Below are 23945 nucleotides of genomic sequence, written 5' to 3'. Positions count from 1 at the left end.
CCCTCGGGAGAGAGATCCGCGGATCTTCGGGTCGGTGCCGGGTTCGACCTTGCCGGGCCGAGGCGGCCGTGAGGGTCACCGCGGCGCCGGACGGTCTCCGGCCGTGACGTGCCCGTCTACGGTGGCAGGGGTAGGCGCGGCGGTTCAACCCTTACGTAACGTTTAGGTGGACATCCCTCGGTGGGGAGGGGGTCCACGTACGTAGCCCGACGACCACGAGACGGACGCCCGGTTCGTCCGGTCGCCGTCGGGCGTAATGTGACCCAGCGGCCGGAGGATCGGCCGCGGCCACCCGTCGAAGGAGCTAACCGACATGAGCCGCCCCCTGCGCTCCCGGACATCCACCCACGGCCGCAACATGGCCGGCGCCCGCGCCCTCTGGCGCGCGACCGGCATGGGCTCGGAGGACTTCGGCAAGCCGATCATCGCGATCGCGAACTCGTACACGCAGTTCGTCCCCGGCCACGTCCACCTCAAGGACATGGGCGACCTCGTCGCGTCGGCGATCCGCGAGGCCGGCGGCGTGTCCAAGGAGTTCAACACGATCGCCGTCGACGACGGCATCGCGATGGGCCACGGCGGCATGCTCTACTCGCTGCCGAGCCGCGACCTCATCGCCGACTCGGTCGAGTACATGGTCAACGCGCACTGTGCCGACGCGCTCGTGTGCATCTCGAACTGCGACAAGATCACGCCCGGCATGCTCAACGCCGCGCTGCGGCTCAACATCCCGGTGATCTTCGTGTCCGGCGGTCCCATGGAGGCCGGCAAGGCGGTCGTCGCCGACGGCGTCGCCAAGACCCCCCTCAACCTCGTCAACGCGATCAACTACTCGGCGGACGACGACGTGTCCGACGCCGCGCTCGCGCAGGTCGAGGAGAACGCGTGCCCCACGTGCGGCTCGTGCTCGGGCATGTTCACCGCGAACTCGATGAACTGCCTCACCGAGGCGCTCGGCCTGTCGCTCCCGGGCAACGGCTCGACGCTCGCCACGCACGCCGCGCGCAAGGAGCTCTTCCTCGAGGCCGGTCGCACGATCGTCGACCTCGCCAAGCGGTACTACGAGGAGGAGGACGACTCCGTCGCTCCGCGCTCGATCGCGACCAAGGCCGCGTTCTCGAACGCGATGGCGCTCGACGTCGCGATGGGCGGCTCGACGAACACGGTGCTGCACATCCTCGCCGCCGCGCAGGAGGGAGAGGTCGACTTCGACCTCACCGACATCGAGCGGATCAGCCGCCAGGTGCCGTGCCTGTCCAAGGTCGCGCCGAACCACCCGAACTTCCACATGGAGGACGTGCACCGCGCGGGCGGCATCCCCGCCCTCCTCGGCGAGCTCGACCGCGCGGGCCTGCTCGACCACGACGTCACGAGCGTCCACACGCCGACGCTGCGGGAGTGGCTCGACGACTGGGACATCCGCGGCGGCTCGGCGACCGAGCGGGCGGTCGAGCTGTTCCACGCGGCGCCCGGGGGCGTGCGCACCACGCAGGCGTTCTCGACGTCGAACCGCTGGGAGTCGCTCGACACCGACGCGGCGAACGGCTGCATCCGCGACCTCGAGCACGCGTACACCGTCGAGGGCGGCCTCGCCGTGCTGCGCGGCAACCTCGCCGAGGACGGCGCCGTGTTCAAGACCGCCGGCGTCGACCCCGACGTCTTCCACTTCGTCGGCAGGGCCCTCGTCTGCGAGTCGCAGGACGAGGCGGTCGAGAAGATCCTCACCAAGCAGGTCGAGCCGGGTCACGTCGTCGTCGTGCGCTACGAGGGCCCCGCGGGCGGCCCGGGCATGCAGGAGATGCTGTACCCGACGTCGTTCATCAAGGGCCGCGGCCTCGGCAAGGTGACCGCGCTCATCACCGACGGCCGCTTCTCCGGCGGGTCGTCGGGCATCTCCGTCGGGCACGTCTCGCCCGAGGCCGCCGCGGGCGGCGTCATCGGCCTCGTCGAGGACGGCGACGAGATCGAGATCGACGTCGACACGCGCCTCATCCGCCTCAACGTCCCCGACGAGGTGATCGCGGAGCGCCGCGCCAAGATGGAGGCACGCGAGAACCCGTGGCAGCCGGTCGACCGCGACCGCTACGTCTCGCCCGCGCTCCAGGCGTACGCCGCGATGGCGACGTCCGCCGACCGCGGCGCCGTCCGCGACGTGTCGCTCATCAAGCGCAGCCGCTGATCCGGCCGACGACGGGCCCGCACCCCGCGAGGTGCGGGCCCGTCGTCGTGCCAGGGGCGGGCGTCCGCGGAGGGTGTCAGCACTCCTCCTCGGACTGCTCCGTGACGACCCACCGCGTGCCCGCGGGCGCCATCACGGCGCTGCCGCAGTCGCCGCCGCCGTAGACGACGGACAGCACCGTCGTGTCGGCGCGCTCCTCGCGGACCGCGATCTCGACGTCCGGGACGTCGCCGACGGCCGCGTACAGCCCGGCGGTCGTCGTGGTCATCGACGCGCAGTCCGTGATGCCCGGCCACCCCTGCGACGTCATCTCGGCGACCATCCGCTCGACGAGCTCCGGGGCGAGGTAGCCGCAGGCGACCTCGACGTCCGGGACCCGGCTCGCGGCGAGCCAGGCACGGAACGACTCCTCGGGCGTCTCGCTGCGCTCCTCCGCGGGCTGCTCCTCGGGTGCGGTCCCGATCTCGTCCTCGGTCGCGACGTCGTCGGGGGTCGCGGTCGGGGAGCTCGACGGCGAGGCCGACACCGGCGACGTCGCGTCACCCGGGTCTGCGCCCGACGGCCCCGGGGAGGTGCACGCGGTGGTCACGACCAGGGCGAGGGCGGAGACGAGGGCAGCGGGGGCGAGGGATCGTGTGCGCACGGGCCCATGATGCCGTGCGGTCCCTGGCCGGGTCGGCGTGTCTCGGGACGTCCGGCGCGCCGTCCGGCGACGGCGTTCCTAGAGTGGGGGCATGACTGGGCAGACCCCGCGCACCGACGCCGGACCCGACCTCAAGCCTCGTTCCCGCCAGGTCACCGACGGTCTGGAGGCGACGGCGTCGCGCGGGATGCTGCGCGCCGTCGGGATGGGCGACGAGGACTTCGCCAAGCCGCAGATCGGCATCGCGAGCTCGTGGAACGAGATCACGCCGTGCAACCTGTCGCTCGACCGGCTCGCGCAGGGCGCGAAGGAGGGCGTGCACGCGGGCGGCGGGTACCCGCTGCAGTTCGGGACGATCTCCGTCTCCGACGGCATCTCCATGGGCCACGAGGGGATGCACTTCTCGCTCGTGAGCCGCGACATCATCGCGGACTCGGTCGAGACGGTGGTCCAGGCGGAACGCCTCGACGGGACGGTGCTGCTCGCGGGGTGCGACAAGTCGCTGCCGGGGATGCTCATGGCGGCCGCGCGGTTGGACCTCGCGAGCGTGTTCCTCTACGCCGGGTCGATCATGCCGGGCTGGGTCAAGCTCTCCGACGGCACGGAGAAGGACGTCACGCTCATCGACGCGTTCGAGGCCGTCGGCGCGTGCGCGCGCGGGCTCATGAGCCGCGAGGACGTGGACCGCATCGAGCGCGCCATCTGCCCCGGCGAGGGCGCGTGCGGCGGCATGTACACGGCGAACACGATGGCGTCGGTCGCCGAGGCGATGGGCATGTCGCTGCCCGGCTCGGCGGCGCCGCCGTCGGCGGACCGGCGCCGCGACGCGTTCGCGCACCGCTCGGGCGAGGCCGTCGTCAACCTGCTCCGGCTCGGCATCACCGCGCGCGACATCATGACCAAGGAGGCGTTCGAGAACGCGATCGCCGTCGTCATGGCGTTCGGCGGGTCGACCAACGCGGTGCTGCACCTGCTCGCCATCGCGCACGAGGCCGAGGTCGACCTCACGCTCGCCGACTTCGACCGGGTCGCGAGCCGCGTGCCGCACCTCGGCGACCTCAAGCCGTTCGGCCGCTACGTGATGAACGACGTCGACCGCATCGGCGGGGTGCCCGTCGTGATGAAGGCCCTGCTCGACGCGGGGCTGCTGCACGGCGACGCGCTCACGGTCACGGGGCGCACCGTGGCGGAGAACCTCGCCGACATCGACCCGCCGGACCCGGACGGCAAGATCCTGCGGGCCCTCGACAACCCGATCCATCACACCGGCGGCATCACGATCCTGCACGGGTCGCTCGCCCCGGAGGGCGCCGTCGTGAAGTCCGCCGGGTTCGACGAGGACGTGTTCGAGGGGACGGCGCGCGTCTTCGAGCGCGAGCGCGCGGCGCTCGACGCCCTGGAGGACGGGACGATCACGGACGGGGACGTCGTCGTCATCCGCTACGAGGGGCCCAAGGGTGGTCCGGGGATGCGCGAGATGCTCGCCATCACGGGCGCGATCAAGGGCGCGGGCCTCGGCAAGACCGTCCTGCTGCTCACCGACGGCCGCTTCTCCGGCGGGACGACCGGGCTGTGTGTCGGGCACGTCGCGCCCGAGGCGGTCGACGGCGGCCCCGTCGCGTTCGTGCGCGACGGCGACCCGATCCGGCTCGACGTCGCGAACAAGACGCTCGACCTGCTCGTCGACGCCGACACGCTCGCCGCACGCCGTGACGGGTGGGCGCCGCTGCCGCCGACGTTCACGCGCGGCGTGCTCGCCAAGTACGCCAAGCTCGTCCAGTCCGCGTCACGCGGCGCGATCCTCGAGTAGGGCGCGAGCCGCGCGTGCGTCGGACGCGGGCACTAGCGTGGTGTCGCACCTCGACGCAGCGACGCCCACCCGGAGGACCGCCATGACCGAGACCGCGGACGACCGCATCACCGCACGGCAGTTCCACGACAGCGACGGCGTCGAGGACTGGCGGTTCATCCTCGGGACGGTGCAGACGCTGTTCCGCACCGGGTCGTTCACCGCGGGGGTGGGGCTGGTCGACGCGATCGGCGAGCTCGCCGAGGCGGCGAACCACCACCCGGACGTGGACCTGCGCTACGGGACCGTGACGGTCCGGCTGTCCTCGCACGACGTCGGGGGCGTCAGCACGCGCGACGTCGCGCTCGCGCGGCAGATCTCCGCAGCGGCGCGCGAGCTCGACCTCGTCGCCGACCCGACGGCGGTCCAGGACCTCGAGATCGCGATCGACACGCTCGTCGGCACGGCGGTCCAGCCGTTCTGGCGTGCGGTCCTCGGGTTCGACGAGGGCTCCCCGGAGCTGCCTGCTCCGGACCTTCACGACCCGACGGCACACGCGCCCGCGTTCTGGTTCCAGCAGATGGACGCGCCCCGCGAGCAGCGCAACCGCATCCACGTGGACGTGACCGTTCCGCACGACGTCGCCGAGGCGCGCGTGACGGCCGCCATCGCCGCGGGCGGGCACCTCGTCTCCGACCGGCGCGCCCCGGCCTTCTGGGTCCTCGCCGACGCCGAGGGCAACGAGGCGTGCGTCTGCACGTGGCAGGCGCGCGACTGACCGTCGTCCCGTACGACGGCACCCGGTGAGACGCGCGCGACGGTGCCGGGTGCGCCTGAGACCCTGGTCCCATGCGAGCCGGTCCCGTGAGTTCCCCTCGTCGTCGGAGGCCCGCCGCCGTCCTCCCGCTCCTCGTCGCCACGGCCTGCGTCGTCGTGCTCGGCGCGTGCTCGACCGGCGCCGAGCCGGGTCCTCGGCCGACGACGTCGGCCGCGACCCCGACCCCGTCGGCGGAGCCCGACGACGCGAGGAGCGCGACCGACGCGCCGACGGGGGCGACCGACGAGGCGGACGACCCGCTCGCGGACCGGCCGTCGGAGCCGCCCGCGCAGGCGGTCGACGCCGGCACGGTCGCCGCCGGTGCGCCCGCCGTCGCGAGCGGTACGGGGAGCGCGGAGGTGACGTTCGTGCGCGACGGCGACTTCGCCGTCGTCGTGCACCTCGACTGCGGCGAGTGCACGGACGCACGAGCGTTCATGGCGCCCACGGGCGTCACCCCGTACCCGGGCACCCTCGGCGAGGCGACCGGCTCGTACCTCATGGACGTGTTCGAGGACTCCGCGCCGCAGCAGTCGATCTGGCTCGAGACGCCCGGGGAGTGGTCGGTGCGGTTCGAGAGCTGGAACGACCTCCCGCCCGTCACCGGCGCACAGTCGGGCACGGGGTCGACCGTCCTGCGGCTGGACGGCTCCGCGTCGAGCGCGGAGGTGTCGTGGACGCCGGCCGGGCCGGGGGACTCCTTCCAGGGCCGGTACTTCGGTGTCACGCGCGAGGCGTCGCGCGTGTTCGGCGACACCGAGGCGTTCGCCGAGACGTTCGACCTCGTGCTGCCCGGCGTCCTGGCCGTGAAGACCGCGGGCGCGTGGAGCGTGACGCCCCAGGGCTGACGCCCGGCGCCGCGTGGCGCGGCCCCGCCTTGCCGCGTCAGGCGCGCGCGACGACGAGCTCGTCGTACCCCGGCACGAGCACGCGCCGCTTCGCCCGGCGGGACACGACCCGCAGGGGCACGCCGTCGTCCCACAACGCGTGCAGCAGCGCGGCGATCTCGGCGCGTGCGAGCGCCGCCCCGAGGCACAGGTGGCGGCCCGCGCCGAACCAGAGCTGGCGCGTCTCGCGCACGTAGGGGCGGTCGGCGCGGAACGGCCCGGCGGCGACGTTCGCCGCCCACGTGAGGATCATGACGCGCTCGCCGGCGCGCAGCGTGCGCCCCGCGACCTCGACGTCAGCGGAGACGCCGCGCCCGATGACCGACGCCGGGCTGGTCACGCGCAGGCCCTCGCGCACCGCGTTCTCGACGACGTCGGGCTCGCCCGCGGCGCGCTCGACGGGGTGCGCACGTTCGTCGGCCATGAGCCGCAGCAGGCGGTGCTGCTCGCCCGTGTCGACGAGGAGCGCGGTCGTGCGGGCCATCGCGGACGCCGACGTCTCCGTGCCCGCGACCATGAGCAGGCTCGCGAGCCCCGTGGTCTCCTCCAGCCCCAGGCCGAGCTCGCGGCACCGGCCGAGCAGACGGTCGGCGGGGGCGTGGCGCCACCCGTCGGGCACGCCCCGGGTCAGCTCGGCGACGATCGCCTGCGCGGCGGTGACCTGCTCCGGCGACAGGTAGGTCGAGCCGGCGCTGCCGAGCGCGATCGACGCGAGGCGCTCGCCCGTCGCGAAGGCCGCGAGCGCGTCGTCGTCGCCGGGGACGACGGCGGCGGCGCCGTCGGAGGCGACCGCGCCGCCGAGCGTCGGGATGCCGAGCAGGGAGATCATCATCCGCCCCACGAGCACGCGCGCGAGCCGGCCGACGTCGACCGTGCCGCCCGCCGCGAGGGTCCGCCTCGCGTCGTCGAGGGCGACGGACCACGCCCCGTCGACGAGCGCCGCGGCGCTCGCCTCGGTGAACAGCTCGCGCGAGCGCGTGCGCAGGTCGTGGTGGCCTGGGCCGTCAAAGAGGTCGAGGACCCAGTCGCCGAGGATCTGCGCCCACAGGTGCCCGACCCCGCCCTCGCCGACGATCGTGAAGTGCCGGTGGTCGGTGAGGACGCGGCGCCCGACCGTCGGGTCGGCGGTGACCCAGCCGAGCCCCGGGACCTTGCGCAGCCCGCCGCCCTCGCGCGTTCCGGCGAGCGCCCCGCCCGCCAGCAGGACGCCGGCCATCGCGGGCCGCGCGGCGGCGAGCACCTGGAGCTCCCGCCAGGTCGTGGGCAGGGCGCGGCGTCGCTCGCGGGTGGTCACCGGCGCGGTCGTGGTCGCAGTCACCGGGTCAGTGTGGCGCACGCGGAGCCCGCCCGGGGGCGTGCGCCGCGATCTGGGGATGGGCACTTCACCCCATCGGATCCTGTGGACGACCGCCGTCGGAGCGGGTCTGCTTGGCTACTGTGTCGCGCGTGCCAGACAACCCCGCCGGGACGGCGTCCCGCCCGCCCCTCGCGCCCCCGACGGCGGTGCTCGCCGCCGTCGGGGTGCACCTGCCCGAGCGCACGGTCGACGTGCGCGAGGCGGAGCGCGCCCTCGCGGCGCGCAACCCGGGCGCGGCGCCGCGCGTGCCGATGGTCTCGCGCCTCACGGGCGTGCGGCAGGTCCACGTGCTCCCGGACGACTGGGACGCGTCCGACCTCGCGGTCGCGGCCGCGGAGAAGCTGCTCGCGACCGAGGGGCTGGCGACCGACGACGTCGACCTGCTGCTCTTCGCGTCGGCGAGCCAGGACATGGTCGAGCCCGCGACGAGCCACATCGTCGCCGCGAAGCTCGGCGTCCGGGCGCCGGTGATGGACGTCAAGAACGCGTGCAACTCGGTGCTCAACGCGATCGAGGTCGCAGAGGCGCTCATCGGGACCGGCCGGTACACGACCGTCCTCATCGCGTCGGGTGAGGCGCCGTCGCGCGCGGTCCGCTGGGACGTCCCGGACCGCGCCACGTACCTGCTCTCCGCGCCGGGCTACACGATGTCCGACGCCGGGGCGGCGGTCCTCGTGCGCCGCGCCACCGCCGTCGAGGCCGAGGCGCGCGACGCAGACGGCGTGCCCGCCCCGCGCGGCATCCTCGCGAGCGCGTTCGGCGCGGAGTCGACGCACTGGGACGTCGGCATGCTCCCGGGCGGCGGCACCGCGCACCCGCGCGACCTGGAGCGCACGTACTTCGAGATCGACGGGTCGCGCCTGCGCGACGCGTTCCTCGCCCTCGGGCCGGGCGTCGTCCTCGACGCGCTGGGTCGCGCGGGGCTCGGGTGGGACGACGTCGCGCTCGTCGCGGTCCACCAGGTCGCCGTCGCGTACCTCGACGACGTGCACGCCGCGCTCGGCCTCCCGACGGGCCGCACGCTCGTCACCGTCGCCGACCACGGCAACGTCGCCTCCGCGACGCTCCCGTTGCAGCTCGCCACGGCGCTGGAGACCGGCCGGGTCGGGCCGGGGGACGTCGTCGTGCTCGTCGGGCTCGCCGGCGGCATCAGCATCGGCGCCACGGTGGTGCGGCTGTGACCGCGCGCCGGTTCACGCGGCACGTCGCGAGCCCGCAGCGGCTCGCGGTCGTCGTGCCCGCGCGCGACGAGGCGCACGGGATCGTCGCGACGCTCGAGGCGCTGCGCGACCAGCAGGACACCGACTTCGACCTCGTCGTCGTCGACAACGGGTCGTCGGACGGGACCGGCGACCTCGTCCGCGCGACCGCCGCGGCGTGGGGCATGACGCGCTGGCGCGTGGTCGACGAGCCGCAGAAGGGCACGGGCGCCGCGGCCGACACGGGGATGCGCGCGGCGATCGAGCAGGGGGCGACGCACCTCGCCCGCACGGACGCCGACTGCCTCCCGCTGCCGGACTGGACCCGGCGCGTGCGGGCGGCGTTCGCGAGCGGGCACGACCTCGTCGCGGGCCGGCTCGTGGCGCGGACGGACGACCGGCCGGTCTCGCGCGTCCAGCAAGGGGTGCTGTCGGCGGCGGTGAGCGTCGCGAGCACGTTCGGGCGCTTCCGGCCCGGCAACCAGGACCCGTCCTACCTCGGCCCGTACGTCATGGCGCCGGGCTGCAACATGGCGATCACGGCCGAGCTCTACGAGGCCGCGGGCGGCTTCCCGCGCACGGCGATCGAGGACGTCCACGAGGACCGGGCGCTCGTCAACGCGGTGCGCCGGCTCACGCGGCGGTACGGGGCGCACCGCGAGGTCGTCGTGCTCGCGTCGGCGCGTCGTGCGCACGCCTGGGGCCTCGTGCGGACGCTCGGCTGGTACGCCGACCACCGCTACCGGCCCGAGGTCGTGGACATCCGATGACGGCGACGACGGTCGCGCCCTCGTCCGCCGGGCGCGTCGCGGCGATGCGGTGGGAGGAGCGCGTCCAGCGCGGGGCGCACCCGCTCGTCTACCCGGCGATCCGGGCGCTCCGCCACCGCGGACCCGTGGTGCGCGTCCCCGGCATCGGGGTGGTCGTGTCCGACGCCGCGACCGCGCGGGCCGTGCTGCTCGACACCGAGCGGTTCACCAAGGTGGGCCCGGGGTCGCCGTCGGACCTCTGGACGCCCGTGCTCGGGCCGTCCGTGCTGCTCAACATGGAGGGCGGGGACCATGCGCGGCTGCGCCGCGCGCTCTCCGGGCTCTTCACCCCGCGGGCGGTGCGGGATCTCGTGGCGGTCAGCGTCCCGGACGTCCTCGCCGGGCTCGCGCCGCGCCTGCTCGCGGGCGAGCGCGTCGACCTCGTCGCGGAGACCGCGACCATGGCGGGCACCGTCATCTGCGCCATGACCGGGCTGCCGCCCACCGACGCCGCCGTGCGCGAGGCGATGACGGCAGCGCAGTCCGTGGTCGGGCTGGTGCGGCTGCACCGGCGCAGCCTCACGCCCGCGCAGGTGCGGCACGCGCGCGCCGTCCTCGCCCGGCTCTCCGCCCCGGCGCGCGACGCGTACCGGGACGGCGACCCCGCGACCGTGCCCGGTCGCATGCGCGAGCTCGGACTCTCGGAGGTCGAGGCGATGGGCGCGGTCGGCGCGTTCGTCCTCACCGGGACGGAGACGATCCAGTCGTTCGTGCCGCGCCTCGTCGCGCTCACGGCGGACACGGGCTGGCTCGACCGGCTCCTGGCCGCGCCGCCCGGTCCCGAGGGCGCGGCGCTGCGCGGGCGCGTCGTCGAGGAGGCGCTGCGCGTCACGGCCCCCACGCCCGCGATGCTGCGCGCGGTGCGGACCGACGCGACCGTGGGCGACGTCCGCGTCCGCGCGGGGGACCGGGTCGTGATCGCGACGATCTCCTGCTGCAAGGACGCGGGCCCCTTCGACCCGGACGCACCCGTCGACCCGGCCGTGCGGCACCTGTGGTTCGGCGCCGGCCCGCACTTCTGCCTCGGCATGCCGCTCGCCCTGGCCCAGGTCGACGCGGTGCTGGACGCCCTGCGTCCCGTCGCCGCGGCGGGGCGGAGCGTCGAGGTCACCGAGCGTGCCGTCGCGCGCGGGGTGCTCATCCCCGCGTACCGCTCGCTCGTGGTGCGGGCGGCCGGCGGCGGGGTGGGCGCGTCGGGCGGGGCCGAGCGCCCGGTCACGGGACCAGACGCGTCGCCCGCGGGGGAGGCGGCGTGACCGCGCCCGACGACGCGGCCCGCCACCTGCTGGGCCCGATCCTCGAGCGGGGCGCACCCGGGCACGCGTCCGCGGACGCCGTCGCGCTCCGGCGCTGGACGCGGCCCGGTCGTCGGGGCGCGCGCGTGCGCGAGGAGGTCACGTACGCCGACCTCGCGCGCCGCGTCGAGGCGACCGCGACGGCGCTCGCGGCCGACGGTCTCGCGCCTGGTGACCGGGCGCTGTTCTCGGTGCGGCCCCGGCCGGCGGGCGTCGTGCTCGCGTTCGGGGTCGTCCGCGCGGGCGGCACGATCGTGTTCGTCGACCCCGGCTCGACGCCCGAGCTGTTCGCGGCGCGCGTGGGCGCGGCCGGGCCGTCGCTCGCGACCACCGAGTCGCTGCTGTACGCGGTGTCGCGCGGGCCGTTGCGCCGTCTGGCCCGCTCGCGCGGCCTGCTGCTGCCGGACTACGCGAGCCTGCCGCTGCGGCACGTGCACGCGGGGCCGTGGCTCCCCGGGGTGCCGCGCGGCTCGCGCGCGGCGCGCCGTCTCGCGGAGGGCCAGGTCGACCGCGCGGCGCTGCCGGAGCTCGACCCGGACCGTGAGGCCCTGACCGTCTTCACGTCCGGCACGACGGCGCAGCCCAAGGCCGTCGTGCACACGGCCGGGTCGCTGCTCGCCGGGTGCGACCTGCTGCGTGAGGTCTTCGAGCTCGCTCCGGGCGACGTCGTGCACACCGACCAGATGCTGCTCGGCGTCCCGGCGCTCCTCGCGGGCGCGACGTGGTCCGTGCCCGCCGACCCGCCGAGCCGCGACATCGCGACGTTCGGACGCCAGCTCGACGGCGCCGCGGGCACCTACCTCGTGCCCGCGGACGTCACGGCGCTGCTCGACGCGGTCGAGGACGGGACGGTGCCCGCGCGCGGCCCGCGCGTCGCGCTCGTCGGTGGAGCCCCCGTGACGCGTGCCCTGTTGGCGCGCGCGACGCGCGTCCTGCCCGGCACGCGCTGGGTCGCGGTGTACGGCATGACGGAGATCCTGCCCGTCGCGGTGGTCGAGGCCCGGGAGAAGCTCGCGCACGCGGGGGACGGCGACCTCGTCGGCGCGCCGCTGCCCGGCACGGTCGCGCGGCTCGACCCGGTGGAGGACGACGGGCCGGACGACCCGGCGGACGGCCCCGCCGACGGCGGCGCGGACGTCGTCGGCGAGCTCGTGCTGTCCGGCCCGTCGCTCATGGCGGGCTACCTGCACGACCTCGACGCCCCGGCGCGCGGCAGGGGAGCGCGGGTCGCGGAGCACCGCACCGGCGACCTCGCGCGGCTCGACGACGCGGGCAGGATCGTGCTCGTCGGCCGCACGCGGGACATGATCATCCGCGGGACGACCAACATCTACCCGGGCCTGTTCGAGCCGCGCGTCGCGGCGCTCGACGGCGTCGGCGACGCGCTCCTCGTCGGCGTGCCCCAGGTGGACGGGGACGAGCGCGTCGCGCTCGTGGTCACGTCGGCGGGCACCTCGGCGGGTCCGGTGACCGACGGCGCGCCGACCCGCGGTGCGCGGCCCGACGGCGACGTCGACCTCGACCCCGACCACCCGCTCGTCGGGCTGGTGCGGGCCGCGCTGCCGGGCGTGCTCGACCACGACGCGCTCCCCGACGTCGTGCTGCACGCCGACCGCGTCCCGCTCGCCGGGCGCTCGCGCAAGCCGGACCGGGCGGCGCTCTCGCGCGCCGCCGCGCCGTTCGTGCCCGTCGAGCCGGCCGCTGCCGGTCGCGACGCGCGCGGTGCCGTCGCGTGAGGGTCGTCGTCACCGGGGCGTCGGGGTTCGTCGGGGGAGCGGTCGCGCGCGGGCTGGTCGCCGACGGCCACGACGTCTGGACGTCCTCCCGCCGCGACCCGGGCGTCGCGGGCGCCCGGCACCTCGCGTGGGACCTCACCGCCGGTCCGCTCGCGGACCCGCCCGCGGCGGACGCCGTCGTGCACGCGGGCGCCGCCGTGTCCGACTGGTGCGCGCTCGACGTCGCGCGCGCGACCAACGTCGGCGGGACGCTCGCGGTGCGCGACGCGTTCCCTGGTGCGCGGTTCGTGCACGTCTCGTCGGGGAGCGTGTACGACCCGTTCCGCCCGAGCATCCGCGCACGCGAGCAGGAGGCGCCCGTCGCCCGGTACCTCGACGCCTACGGGACCACCAAGGCGGAGGCCGAGCGCGCGCTCGCCCGCGACGTCGCGCACCACCCCGACCGGGGCGCGGTCGTCGTGCTGCGCCCGCACGCCGTCTACGGCCCCGGGGACACGACGCTGCTCCCGCGGGTCGAGGCCGCCGTGCGCCGGGGGCGCCTCGTCCTGCCCGGCGGGGGGCGCGTGCTCCAGTCGTTGACGCACGTCGACACGCTGCTCGCCGCGGTGCGCGCCGCCGTCGCGCTGCCCGACGACGTCGCCCGTGCGTCCCGCCGCGGAGAAGGGCCGACCCGGGTGCTGCTCGTCGCGAACGTCGCCGACGCCGAGCCGGTCGTGCTGCGCGACGCGCTCACCGACGCGCTGCGCCGCCGCGGCACCGACGTCCGGGTCGTCGCCGTCCCGGTGCGCCCGGCGTGGGCGCTGGCGGGCGCGGTCGAGACGGTCGCACGGCGGCTGCGACGCCCCGAGCCACCGCGCCTCACGCGGTACGCACTGAGCCACCTCGCGATGGAGCGCACCTACGACCTCACGGTCCTGCGCGACGTGCTGGGCGTCGACCCGGCGCCGACCTCGTTCGCCTGGCTCGACCGCGCCGAGTGATGCGCTCCCGCGCGAGCGCTGCGTCCGCGGACGCAGCCGTCGCGCGCTGACGCAGCGCTCGCCGCCGGATGCCTCCGCCCCAGGTAGCGACCGGGCAGGATGGTCGGGTGGAGACCGGGACCGACCTCGCGCGGCGGTACTACGACGAGGTCGTCGGGCCGCTCGTGCTGGAGCGCTGGCCCGGGCTGCCGCACGCGGCAGGGCGCCTCGGGAGCGGGTCCGACGTCCTCGGGCTCGACGACGCGACGTCGCGCGACCACGACTGGGGCCTGCGCCTGACGCTGCTCGTCGACGAGCCGATGGTCGCGCAGGTCGAGGCGCTGCTCGACGCCGCGCTGCCCGACACGTTCGGCGGGCACCCGACCCGGTTCCCGACCACGTGGAGCCCGCACGGCCCGCACCAGGTCGAGGTCGCGTCGCCGTCGGGCTTCGTCACCTCGCGCCTCGGTGTCGACGCCACGCGTCCGCTGGCTGTGGGCGACTGGCTCGCGCTCACCGGACAGGCGGTGCTCGAGGTGACGGCGGGGCCGGTGTTCGTGGACACCGACGGGCGGGTCACGGCAGCGCGCGATCGTCTCGCCTGGTACCCCGACGACGTGTGGCGGTACGCGGTCGCCGTCGACTGGGCGCGGATCGGGCAGGAGCTGCCGTTCGTCGGCCGGACGGCGGAGCGCGGCGACGACCTCGGGTCGCGCGTCGTCGCCGCCCGGCTCGTGCGCGTCGCGATGCACCTGGGGTTCCTGCTCGAGCGGCGCTGGCCCCCGTACGCGAAGTGGTTCGGGACGGCTTTCGCCGCGCTCCCGCGCGCCGCCGCCGCCCGGCCCGACCTCGTGGCGGCGCTCGCGGCCGACGACTGGCGCTCGCGCGAGGCGGCGCTGTGCCGGGGGCTGGAGACCCTGCACGACCTCCAGCGCGAGGTGGGCCTCCCGACCGTCGCGGACGTCGTCGTCCCGTTCTTCGACCGGCCCTTCCGGGGACTTGGTCCGGTGGCCGACGCGGTGACGGCCGCGATCCAGGACCCGGTGGTGCGGGCGCTGCCGCCGGGCGTCGGGACGGTCGAGCAGTGGGTCGACGACGTCGACGTCCTCACGGACCCCGGCCGTCGCGTCGCCGCGGCGCGCGGCGTCGGGCAGGCTGGGACCAGGAACCCGTGACCCGAGAGGAAGCCGTGCGATGACCTCGTCCGCACCCACCCCGGACGCCCTGCCTCGCGGCGGATGGCCCGGCGCCGAGACGCCGGGGGACGCGCCCTGGTGGACGCGCTCGGTCGTGTACCAGGTGTACCCCCGCTCGTTCCAGGACACCGACGGCGACGGCGTCGGCGACCTCCCCGGGATCACCCGGCGCCTCGACCACCTGGAGCGGCTGGGGGTGGACGTCGTGTGGCTGTCGCCGGTGTACCGGTCGCCGCAGGCGGACAACGGGTACGACATCAGCGACTACGAGGACGTCGACCCGCTGTTCGGGTCGCTCGCGGACCTCGACGCGCTGATCGAGGGACTGCACGCGCGCGGGATGAAGCTCGTCATGGACCTCGTCGTGAACCACACGAGCGACGAGCACCCGTGGTTCGTCCAGTCGCGGTCGTCCGCCGAGAGCCCGCGGCGCGACTGGTACTGGTGGCGCCCCGCGCGCGCCGGCATGGAGCCCGGGGCGCCGGGCGCCGAGCCGACCAACTGGCGCTCGTTCTTCGGCGGGAGCGCGTGGCGGTTCGACGAGGCGTCGGGGGAGTACTACCTGCACCTGTTCGACACCAAGCAGCCGGACCTCAACTGGGAGAACCCGGAGGTCCGCCACGCGGTCTACGCCATGATGCGGAGGTGGCTCGACCGTGGTGTCGACGGGTTCCGGATGGACGTCATCAACCTGATCTCCAAGGACCTCGGGCCCGACGGCTCGCTGCCCGACGGCGAGGTGCACTGGGGCACGTACGGCGACGGGAGCCCGCACTACACCGACGGGCCGCGCGTGCACGAGTTCCTCGCCGAGATGCACCGCGAGGTGTTCGCCCCGTACCTCGCGCAGGGCCGCGAGATCCTCACGGTGGGGGAGACGCCGGGGGTGACCGTCGAGCACGGCGTCCGGTACACCGACCCCGACCGCCGCGAGGTCGACATGGTGTTCCAGTTCGAGCACATGGGGATCGACCACGGGGCGACGCGCTACGACCCGGTCCGGTGGGACCTCGCCGACCTCAAGGCGACGCTCGGCCGCTGGCAGGCGGGGCTCGCCGACCGGGGCTGGAACGCCCTGTACTGGGACAACCACGACCAGCCGCGCGTCGTCTCCCGCTTCGGCGACGACTCTCCGGCGCACCGCGTCGCGTCGGCCAAAGCGCTCGCGCTCCTGCTGCACCTGCACCGCGGCACGCCGTACGTCTACCAGGGCGAGGAGCTCGGCATGACGAACGCGCCGTTCACGCGCGTCGAGCAGTACCAGGACGTCGAGTCGCTCGGGTACTTCCGCGAGCTCACGGGCCGCACGGGCGGACCGCGGCTGCGCACCGACGGAGAGATGCTCGCCGTGCTCGCGCACGCGAGCCGCGACCACGCCCGCACGCCCGTGCAGTGGGACGCGAGCACGAACGCCGGGTTCACGACCGGGACGCCGTGGCTCGAGGTCAACCCGAACCACGCGGCGATCAACGCGGAGGCCGCGTGGGCCGACGCGGACTCGGTGCTGCACTTCTACCGGCGGCTCGTCGCCCTGCGTCGCGACGAGCCGGTCGTCGCGCTCGGTGACTTCCACATGCTCCTGCCGGACCACGACGCGGTCTACGCGTTCACGCGCGGCCTCGACACGACGCGAGCGGACGGGACGGTCGTACGCGACGAGCTGATGGTCCTCGTGAACGTGGGCGGGCAGCCCCAGGACGTGCCGGACGACGTCCTCGCCGGCTGGGAGGACGCGCCGACCCTGGTGGCCACGCACCCGGCCGGACCCGACGCCGGGGGTCGGCCGGGCGCCGGCGGGCACCTGCGGCCGTGGGAGGGTCGGGTGCTCCGCCGGACGATCGAGAACGACGCACGTCCCAGTGCGTGAGACGGCTGCCTCGACACGTGACATCCCCGAAACATGGGCGTACAGTCCCATGACGTGCAGACGATCCTCCTTGTAGTACTTCCTGAGCGCGCCGGCTGAGGCCACGCCACCAGGCTTCGTCAGCGCGCTCACCCCTCGTCCAGCCCGGCATCCCGGGTCCGAGGGGTTTTTTGTTGCCACCACAACGCCACCAGCACGGCAGACAGACCGCGGCAGGCCCACCAGGCCACCGCGAGCGCCGCACCCGCGAGACCCGCGAGGACCGGCACCCGCACACCGCGACCAGCACGACCGCACCACCACGGTCGGCTCCGGTTCCCGGCGGAGCGCCCCACGGGGCGCCCGCCGGGCCGAGGCCACGACACGCAGGAGACACCATGGCCCAGGGTCCCACCCCGGCACCTCCGCGACCGGGGGCCCCGACGCCCGCGGCGCCGGCGCCGAAGCCCGCCCCGACACCCGCGTCGGTCGCCCCGCGCGGCGACGTCCGGCGCGCTGCCACGGCTCGCCCGGCCGGCAGCACGCAGGGCACCTCGACCGGTGAGGAGATGACCGGCGCGCAGTCGATCGTCCGCTCCCTCGAGGAGGTCGGCGCCGAGGTCGTCTTCGGTATCCCGGGTGGCGCGATCCTCCCGACGTACGACCCGCTCATGGACTCGCAGCGGCTGCGCCACATCCTCGTGCGCCACGAGCAGGGCGGCGGCCACGCCGCGCAGGGCTACGCGCACGCGACCGGCAGGGTCGGCGTGACCATGGCGACGTCGGGCCCCGGTGCGACGAACCTCGTCACGCCCATCGCCGACGCGAACATGGACTCGATCCCGCTCGTCGCGATCACCGGCCAGGTCGCCGCGGGTGCGATCGGCACGGACGCCTTCCAGGAGGCGGACATCGTCGGCATCACGCTGCCGATCACCAAGCACAACTTCCTCGTCACCGACCCGGACGACATCCCGCGCACCATCGCGGAGGCGTTCCACATCGCCTCGACGGGACGTCCCGGCCCGGTGCTCGTGGACATCGCGAAGTCGGCGATGCAGTCGCGCACGACGTTCTCGTGGCCCCAGGACGTGCAGCTCCCGGGCTACCACCCGGTGACGAAGCCGCACAGCAAGCAGATCAAGGAGGCCGCGCGCCTGCTCGCGTCGGCCCGTCGCCCGGTGCTCTACGTGGGTGGCGGCGTGGTCCGCGCGGACGCGTCGGCCGAGCTGCGCCGCCTCGTCGACCTGTCGGGCGCGCCGGTCGTCACGACGCTCATGGCGCGCGGCGCCGTGCCCGACACGCACCCCCAGAACCTCGGGATGCCCGGCATGCACGGCACCGTCCCCGCCGTGGCGGCGCTGCAGAAGGCCGACCTCGTCGTGTCCCTCGGCGCGCGCTTCGACGACCGCGTCACGGGCAAGCTCTCGAGCTTCGCGCCGCACGCGCAGGTCGTGCACGCGGACATCGACCCCGCGGAGATCGGCAAGAACCGCGACGTGGACGTGCCGATCGTCGGCGACCTCAAGGAGGTCATCGCCGACCTGCTCCCCGAGCTCGAGCGCGAGCACGAGGCCAAGGGGAAGCCCGACGTCGAGGCCTGGTGGCGCCAGATCGACGACTGGCGTGAGACCTACCCGCTCGGGTACACCGAGCCCGACGACGGCCACCTCGCCCCGCAGCACGTGATCTCGCGCCTGGGTGCGATCTCCGGCCCCGAGTCGATCTACGTCGCGGGCGTCGGCCAGCACCAGATGTGGGCCGCGCAGTTCATCCGGTACGAGCACCCGCGCACCTGGATCAACTCCGGCGGCCTCGGCACCATGGGCTTCTCGATCCCCGCGGCGATGGGCGCGAAGGTCGGCCGCCCGGATGCCACGGTGTGGGCGGTCGACGGCGACGGCTGCTTCCAGATGACCAACCAGGAGCTCGCCACCTGCACGATCAACGAGATCCCGATCAAGGTCGCGCTGATCAACAACAGCTCGCTCGGCATGGTGCGCCAGTGGCAGACCCTGTTCTACGACAAGCGCTACTCCAACACCGACCTGCACACGGGCCACGGCACGGCGCGCGTCCCCGACTTCGTCAAGCTCGCCGACGCCTACGGGTGCGAGGGCATCCGCGTCGAGTCGATGGGCGAGGTCGACGCCGCGATCAAGCGCGCGATGGAGATCGACGACCGCCCCGTGGTCATCGACTTCAACGTCTCGCGCGACGCGATGGTGTGGCCGATGGTGGCCGCCGGCGTGAGCAACGACGACATCCAGTACGCGCGTGGCATCTCGCCCGCGTGGGACCGTGAAGACTGAGGAGCGCGCAGCCATGTCCCGCCACACCCTCTCCGTGCTCGTCGAGAACAAGCCCGGCGTGCTCACGCGCGTCGCGGGCCTGTTCGCCCGTCGCGCCTTCAACATCCACTCGCTCGCGGTCGGCCCGACCGAGCACGAGGAGATCTCGCGCATCACCGTGGTCGTCGACGTCGAGGAGCACCCGCTCGAGCAGGTGACGAAGCAGCTCAACAAGCTGGTCAACGTCATCAAGATCGTCGAGCTCGACGCGGCCGCGTCCGTGCAGCGCGAGCTCCTGCTCGTCAAGGTCCGCGCCGACGGGGCGAACCGCACCGGCGTGCTCGAGGTCGTCAACCTGTTCCGCGCCAAGGTCGTCGACGTCGTCCCCGACGCCGTCACCGTCGAGGCCACCGGCACGGGCGAGAAGCTCAACGCGCTGCTCACGGCGCTCGAGCCCTACGGCGTGCGGGAGATCGTGAAGTCCGGGACGGTCGCCGTCGGGCGCGGCTCCCGCTCGATCACCGACCGCGCGCTGGAACGCGTGGTCCGCTCCGCCTGACCATCGCCTACCCTCGCACCGAGACCCGCACGGGCGTCGGTGCGTCCCGATCGATCGCGTCCCACCGCGAGACGTCGCAAACAGACCCCTGCACCGCAACGAAGAACCGAGGAGATCCATCGTGGCTGAGCTGTTCTACGACGACGACGCCGACCTGTCCATCATCCAGGCCAAGAAGGTCGCGATCGTCGGCTACGGGAGCCAGGGCCACGCGCACGCCCAGAACCTGCGCGACTCCGGCGTCGAGGTCGTCGTCGCCCTCCGTGAGGGCTCGAAGTCGACCGCCAAGGCCCAGGACGAGGGCTTCGAGGTGAAGTCCGTCGCCGACGCCGCGGCGTGGGCCGACCTGATCATGATCCTCGCGCCGGACCAGCACCAGCGCTCGATCTACAACGACGAGATCAAGCCGAACCTCGCCGCCGGGAAGACGCTCGCCTTCGCGCACGGCTTCAACATCCGCTTCGGCTACATCGAGGCCCCCGACGGCGTCGACGTCATCCTCATCGCGCCCAAGGCGCCGGGCCACACCGTGCGTCGCGAGTTCGTCGCGGGCCGCGGCATCCCCGACATCATCGCCGTCGAGAAGGACGCGTCGGGCCAGGCGTGGGACGTCGCGCTGTCGTACGCGAAGGCGATCGGCGGCACGCGCGCCGGCGTCATCAAGACGACGTTCACCGAGGAGACCGAGACCGACCTGTTCGGCGAGCAGGCCGTCCTCTGCGGTGGCGTGTCGCAGCTCGTCCAGTACGGGTTCGAGACCCTGACCGAGGCCGGCTACCAGCCGGAGATCGCGTACTTCGAGGTGCTGCACGAGCTGAAGCTCATCGTGGACCTCATGTGGGAGGGCGGCATCGCCAAGCAGCGCTGGTCCGTCTCCGACACCGCCGAGTACGGCGACTACGTCTCCGGCCCGCGCGTCATCGACCCGCACGTCAAGGAGAACATGCAGGGCGTCCTCGCGGACATCCAGTCCGGCGCGTTCGCGGAGCGGTTCATCGGCGACCAGGACGCCGGCGCCCCGGAGTTCACGGAGCTCCGCGAGAAGGCCGCGCAGCACCCGATCGAGAAGGTCGGCAAGGAGCTGCGCTCGCTGTTCGCGTGGAAGCAGCAGGACGCCGACTACACCGAGGGCAGCGCCGCGCGCTGATCCTCGACCTCTGAGCTTGGCTCACCTCTGGGGGTGGGTGACCCCTGTCACCCACCCCCTTGCTGTCGGCTCACCCGGGCGCAGGCCAGCAGGCCGCCAGGCCTGGAACGGGTCGCGGCGTCCAGGGAGGTAGGGGATGGCGTCGGGGCGACACGGGTGGGACGAATGGCGGGAGACCGGGCAGATCGACCGGCGGTGCGCCACGATAGGGGCATGACCCGACAGGCGGACGAGGGGGAACCGGTGACGGACGACGTGGTGGTGGACGAGAGGGCGGCGGAGATCCTCGCGTTCTGGGAGCTGGCACGGCCGAGCGCCGGGATGGCGCGGGTGGGCGTGGTCACCGGCACCACGGTCTCCGAGACCGTGCCGCCGCCCGCGTGGTCGTTCGGCGACAACCCCGAGCTGGCCGACGGTCTGCTCGCCGCGGTGCTCAGCGGCGAGAAGACCGCGACGTCGTCCGCGCTTTGGGAGTACGAGGACTCGGGGGAGCCCGTCCCACGCGTCGGCGAGCTGTCGATCCTGCTCGACGGTGAGGGCCACCCGCGGGCTCTCGTCCGCACGACGTCCGTCGAGATCGTCGCGTTCGAGGACGTCGACGCGGACTTCGCGCTGGCGGAGGGGGAGGACGACGGCTCGCTCGAGGCGTGGCGCGACGGTCACGAGACGTACTTCAAGCGCGTCCTGGAGCGTGATTTCGCTCCCGACATGCCGCTCGTGTGCGAGCGGTTCGAGCTGCGCTACCCGCGCTGAGCGGGGATGAGCGGTGGCCGTCCGTGCCACGGTCGGACGGCCACCGCTCGCGGGGCAGGTGAAGAGGAACTACCCCGGGACTGGTGACGTGCCGACCGGGTGGTCCGGTCGACCCGCTGCGGCGAGCAGGAGCGTGCGCACGTCCTGCGCGACGACGGAGCGCGCCCCGCGCAGGACCGCGAGCTCGGGGACGGCGCTCGCGAGGACCGCGCCCGTGCGCTGGTCGGTGTCGCGGAGCACGTCAGCCGTGGCCTCGGCGAGCGCCGCGCCGCACGCGACGCCCGTCGGTCCGCCGAGCACGACGGCGTCGGGCTCGAGGATCGCCACGACGGGCTGGAGCACGATCGCGACGCGGCGGGCGAGGTCTTGCACGAGCGCGTGGACGGCGTCGGTGTCGCGGTGCTCCCGGACGGCGGCGACGGCCGCGGCGTAGGGGGTGGCCTCCGTGACCCCGGGGACGCCCGTCCGGGCGCAGAGCTCGACGAGCCGCAGGCCACCGACGAGGTCCTGCACGTTGACGGAGTCGTCGATCCCCGTGGTGGGGACGGGGAGGTAGCCGATCTCGCCGGCGCCGCCCGTGGTGCCGTGGTGGACGCGGCCGTCGAGCCACGCGCCCATGCCGATGCCCTCGCCGAGCCACAGCAGGGCGAAGCTCTGCTCGTCCCGACCGGCGTCGCGCTCGGCGATCGCGGCGAGGTTCACGTCGTTCTCGACGCGCACGTCGATGCCGAGGGCGTCCTCGAGGTGGCCCCGCAGGCCCTCGCGCGGCCAGCCCGGCAGCTCGCCGACGAGGGCGATGTCGCCCGTGCGCGGGGCGACGGCCGCCTGGACGCCGACGACGGCGGTCGCCACGCGCCCGACCGGGATGCCCGCGTCCGCGCAGGCCTCGTCGCGCGCCGTGCGGACGTCGGTCGCGGCGGCGCGGTCGGGGCCGGCGGTGACGATGGTCTCGCCGAGGGTCCGGCCGAGCGCGTCGACGACGCTCGCCCGCACGCCGTCGGGCACGACGTCGAGCGCGAGCCCGACGAGGACGTCGGTGCGTGCGGCGTACTGTGTCGCCTGCGGCCCGCGCGCGCCCTGCACGGAGCCGGTCGGCTCGATGAGACCCGACTGCTCGAGCCGTGCGACGATCTGCGAGGCCGTCGGTCGGGACACTCCCGTGCTGTCGCCGATCTGGGACCGGGTGAGCGGTCCGGCGTCGAGGAGGAGCTCGAGCGCCGCGCGATCGTTGATCGTGCGGAGCAGCCCCGGCGTGCCGGGGACCCTCGACGAGGTGGGCGCGGTCATGGCGTTCCTTCGAACGGGCTTTAGGAAAGTTTCCTAATAGTGCATGCTCGCGGCCCGTCGCGCAACTCGGGCGAAGTCCGAGACGTGAGACCGTCGTCCCGAGGGGTGGCGCGGCGGCGTACGCTCACCGCATGACGCGCACCATTGATCTGGCAGTCGTGGCCGGGGACGGCATCGGGACCGAGGTCGTCGAGCAGGGCCTCGCCGTGCTCGAGGCGGCCGTGGCCGGCTCGGACGTGAAGGTCTCCACGACGCCGTTCGACCTGGGTGCGCGCCGCTGGCACGCGACGGGCGAGACGCTCACCGACGCGGACCTCGAGGCGATCCGCGGCCACGACGCGATCCTCCTGGGCGCGATCGGCGACCCGAGCGTCCCGTCGGGCGTGCTCGAGCGCGGTCTGCTGCTCAAGCTCCGCTTCGCGCTCGACCACTACGTGAACCTGCGCCCGGGCAAGCTGTACCCGGGCGTCACCTCGCCCCTCGCCGACCCGGGCGAGATCGACTTCGTCGTGGTGCGCGAGGGCACCGAGGGCCCGTACGTCGGCAACGGTGGCTCGCTGCGCACCGGCACGCCCCACGAGATCGCGACCGAGGTCTCCCTCAACACGGCGTTCGGCGTCGAGCGCGTCGTGCGCGACGCGTTCGCCCGCGCCCAGGCGCGCCCGCGCAAGCACCTGACGCTCGTGCACAAGCACAACGTCCTCGTGCACGCGGGCCACCTGTGGCGCCGCACGGTCGAGGCCGTCAACGCCGAGTTCCCCGACGTCACGACGGACTACCTGCACGTCGACGCGGCGACCATCTTCCTCACGACGAAGCCGTCGCGGTTCGACGTCATCGTCACGGACAACCTCTTCGGCGACATCCTCACGGACCAGGCCGCCGCGATCACGGGCGGTATCGGTCTCGCCGCGTCCGCGAACATCAACCCTGACCGCACCGCGCCGTCGATGTTCGAGCCGGTGCACGGCTCGGCACCCGACATCGCCGGGCAGGGCAAGGCGGACCCGACCGCCACGGTGCTGTCGGTCGCGCTGCTCCTCGACCACCTGGGCCTCGGCGACGAGGCGAAGCGCGTCGAGGCGGCCGTCGCGGCCGACCTCGCCGAGCGGGGGAGCCGAGTACGCTCGACGGCCGAGGTGGGCCGCGAGCTCGCCGCTCGCGTCGCCGGCTGACACGCCGCCCGGGTCTCGCAC

At 74.4% G+C, this 23945-nt stretch carries 19 protein-coding genes; 16 read left to right on the top strand and 3 right to left on the bottom strand.

What is annotated here, in order from left to right; genetic code table 11:
- Window positions 1-313 precede the first annotated feature (313 nt).
- Window positions 314-2179, top strand: coding sequence for a dihydroxy-acid dehydratase (gene ilvD / locus JOE63_RS15735; RefSeq protein WP_204542525.1), 1866 nt, complete (start codon window positions 314-316; stop codon window positions 2177-2179).
- Between the two features lie 76 nt (window positions 2180-2255).
- Here ilvD (JOE63_RS15735) and JOE63_RS15730 read toward each other — a convergent pair whose 3' ends face one another.
- Window positions 2256-2822 (bottom strand): hypothetical protein, encoded by a 567-nt coding sequence (locus JOE63_RS15730; RefSeq protein ID WP_204542523.1) that lies wholly within the window; start codon window positions 2820-2822, stop codon window positions 2256-2258.
- Between the two features lie 91 nt (window positions 2823-2913).
- Between JOE63_RS15730 and ilvD (JOE63_RS15725) the strand changes: the two genes are divergently transcribed.
- From ilvD (JOE63_RS15725) to JOE63_RS15715, 3 genes are all read left to right on the top strand, one after another.
- A complete protein-coding gene (ilvD, locus tag JOE63_RS15725; RefSeq protein ID WP_204542521.1) occupies window positions 2914-4632 on the top strand; it encodes a dihydroxy-acid dehydratase in 1719 nt (572 codons plus the stop codon).
- Window positions 4633-4714: 82 nt separating this feature from the next.
- Entirely contained in the window at window positions 4715-5389 is a 675-nt protein-coding gene (locus tag JOE63_RS15720) for a 4a-hydroxytetrahydrobiopterin dehydratase (protein ID WP_087469428.1), read from the top strand.
- A gap of 86 nt (window positions 5390-5475) precedes the next feature.
- Window positions 5476-6276 carry a hypothetical protein gene (locus tag JOE63_RS15715; protein WP_157759428.1) on the top strand — a complete coding sequence of 267 codons (801 nt, stop codon included), beginning with the start codon at window positions 5476-5478 and terminating at the stop codon, window positions 6274-6276.
- 37 nt (window positions 6277-6313) lie between these two features.
- Here JOE63_RS15715 and JOE63_RS15710 read toward each other — a convergent pair whose 3' ends face one another.
- Window positions 6314-7633, bottom strand: a complete 1320-nt coding sequence (locus tag JOE63_RS15710) for a cytochrome P450 (protein WP_244286213.1) — start codon at window positions 7631-7633, stop codon at window positions 6314-6316.
- A gap of 128 nt (window positions 7634-7761) precedes the next feature.
- On the opposite strand from JOE63_RS15710, the gene JOE63_RS15705 reads away from it, so the two are divergent.
- The 11 genes from JOE63_RS15705 (at window position 7762) to JOE63_RS15655 (ending at window position 21462) form a co-directional block, all read left to right on the top strand.
- Window positions 7762-8853 (top strand): 3-oxoacyl-ACP synthase III family protein, encoded by a 1092-nt coding sequence (locus JOE63_RS15705; RefSeq protein ID WP_244286212.1) that lies wholly within the window; start codon window positions 7762-7764, stop codon window positions 8851-8853.
- Window positions 8850-9641: a glycosyltransferase family 2 protein gene (locus JOE63_RS15700; RefSeq protein ID WP_204542519.1), complete on the top strand. Its 792-nt coding sequence runs from the start codon at window positions 8850-8852 to the stop codon at window positions 9639-9641. Before JOE63_RS15705 ends, JOE63_RS15700 begins: the two co-directional genes overlap by 4 nt.
- The gene (locus JOE63_RS15695) at window positions 9638-10936 is read left to right on the top strand and encodes a cytochrome P450 (RefSeq protein WP_204542517.1); all 1299 of its coding nucleotides are present in this window, start codon (window positions 9638-9640) and stop codon (window positions 10934-10936) included. The genes JOE63_RS15700 and JOE63_RS15695 overlap by 4 nt, the downstream gene beginning before the upstream one ends.
- A complete protein-coding gene (locus JOE63_RS15690; protein WP_204542515.1) occupies window positions 10933-12711 on the top strand; it encodes a class I adenylate-forming enzyme family protein in 1779 nt (592 codons plus the stop codon). The genes JOE63_RS15695 and JOE63_RS15690 overlap by 4 nt, the downstream gene beginning before the upstream one ends.
- The gene (locus JOE63_RS15685) at window positions 12708-13691 is read left to right on the top strand and encodes an NAD-dependent epimerase/dehydratase family protein (RefSeq protein WP_204542514.1); all 984 of its coding nucleotides are present in this window, start codon (window positions 12708-12710) and stop codon (window positions 13689-13691) included. The genes JOE63_RS15690 and JOE63_RS15685 overlap by 4 nt, the downstream gene beginning before the upstream one ends.
- A gap of 107 nt (window positions 13692-13798) precedes the next feature.
- Window positions 13799-14845: a DUF4037 domain-containing protein gene (locus tag JOE63_RS15680; protein WP_307840147.1), complete on the top strand. Its 1047-nt coding sequence runs from the start codon at window positions 13799-13801 to the stop codon at window positions 14843-14845.
- Between the two features lie 19 nt (window positions 14846-14864).
- Complete coding sequence (locus JOE63_RS15675) at window positions 14865-16733, top strand: glycoside hydrolase family 13 protein (protein ID WP_204542510.1); 1869 nt, start codon at window positions 14865-14867, stop codon at window positions 16731-16733.
- A gap of 377 nt (window positions 16734-17110) precedes the next feature.
- A complete protein-coding gene (locus JOE63_RS15670; protein ID WP_087469422.1) occupies window positions 17111-19024 on the top strand; it encodes an acetolactate synthase large subunit in 1914 nt (637 codons plus the stop codon).
- Window positions 19025-19037: 13 nt separating this feature from the next.
- Window positions 19038-19562 carry an acetolactate synthase small subunit gene (ilvN, locus tag JOE63_RS15665; RefSeq protein ID WP_087469421.1) on the top strand — a complete coding sequence of 175 codons (525 nt, stop codon included), beginning with the start codon at window positions 19038-19040 and terminating at the stop codon, window positions 19560-19562.
- Between the two features lie 121 nt (window positions 19563-19683).
- Entirely contained in the window at window positions 19684-20709 is a 1026-nt protein-coding gene (ilvC, locus tag JOE63_RS15660) for a ketol-acid reductoisomerase (RefSeq protein WP_087469420.1), read from the top strand.
- A 213-nt stretch (window positions 20710-20922) separates the two neighbouring features.
- A complete protein-coding gene (locus JOE63_RS15655; protein WP_204542509.1) occupies window positions 20923-21462 on the top strand; it encodes an ASCH domain-containing protein in 540 nt (179 codons plus the stop codon).
- Window positions 21463-21531: 69 nt separating this feature from the next.
- On the opposite strand, the gene JOE63_RS15650 is transcribed toward JOE63_RS15655, so the two are convergent.
- On the bottom strand, window positions 21532-22749 hold the full coding sequence (locus JOE63_RS15650) for an ROK family transcriptional regulator (RefSeq protein ID WP_204542508.1): 1218 nt from the start codon (window positions 22747-22749) through the stop codon (window positions 21532-21534).
- Between the two features lie 131 nt (window positions 22750-22880).
- Between JOE63_RS15650 and JOE63_RS15645 the strand changes: the two genes are divergently transcribed.
- On the top strand, window positions 22881-23924 hold the full coding sequence (locus JOE63_RS15645) for a 3-isopropylmalate dehydrogenase (protein WP_087469417.1): 1044 nt from the start codon (window positions 22881-22883) through the stop codon (window positions 23922-23924).
- Window positions 23925-23945 lie beyond the last annotated feature (21 nt).

The sequence above is a fragment of the Cellulosimicrobium cellulans genome, from assembly GCF_016907755.1.
Classification (GTDB): Bacteria; Actinomycetota; Actinomycetes; order Actinomycetales; family Cellulomonadaceae; genus Cellulosimicrobium; species Cellulosimicrobium cellulans_D.
This window is presented reverse-complemented; position numbering and strand designations above follow the sequence as displayed.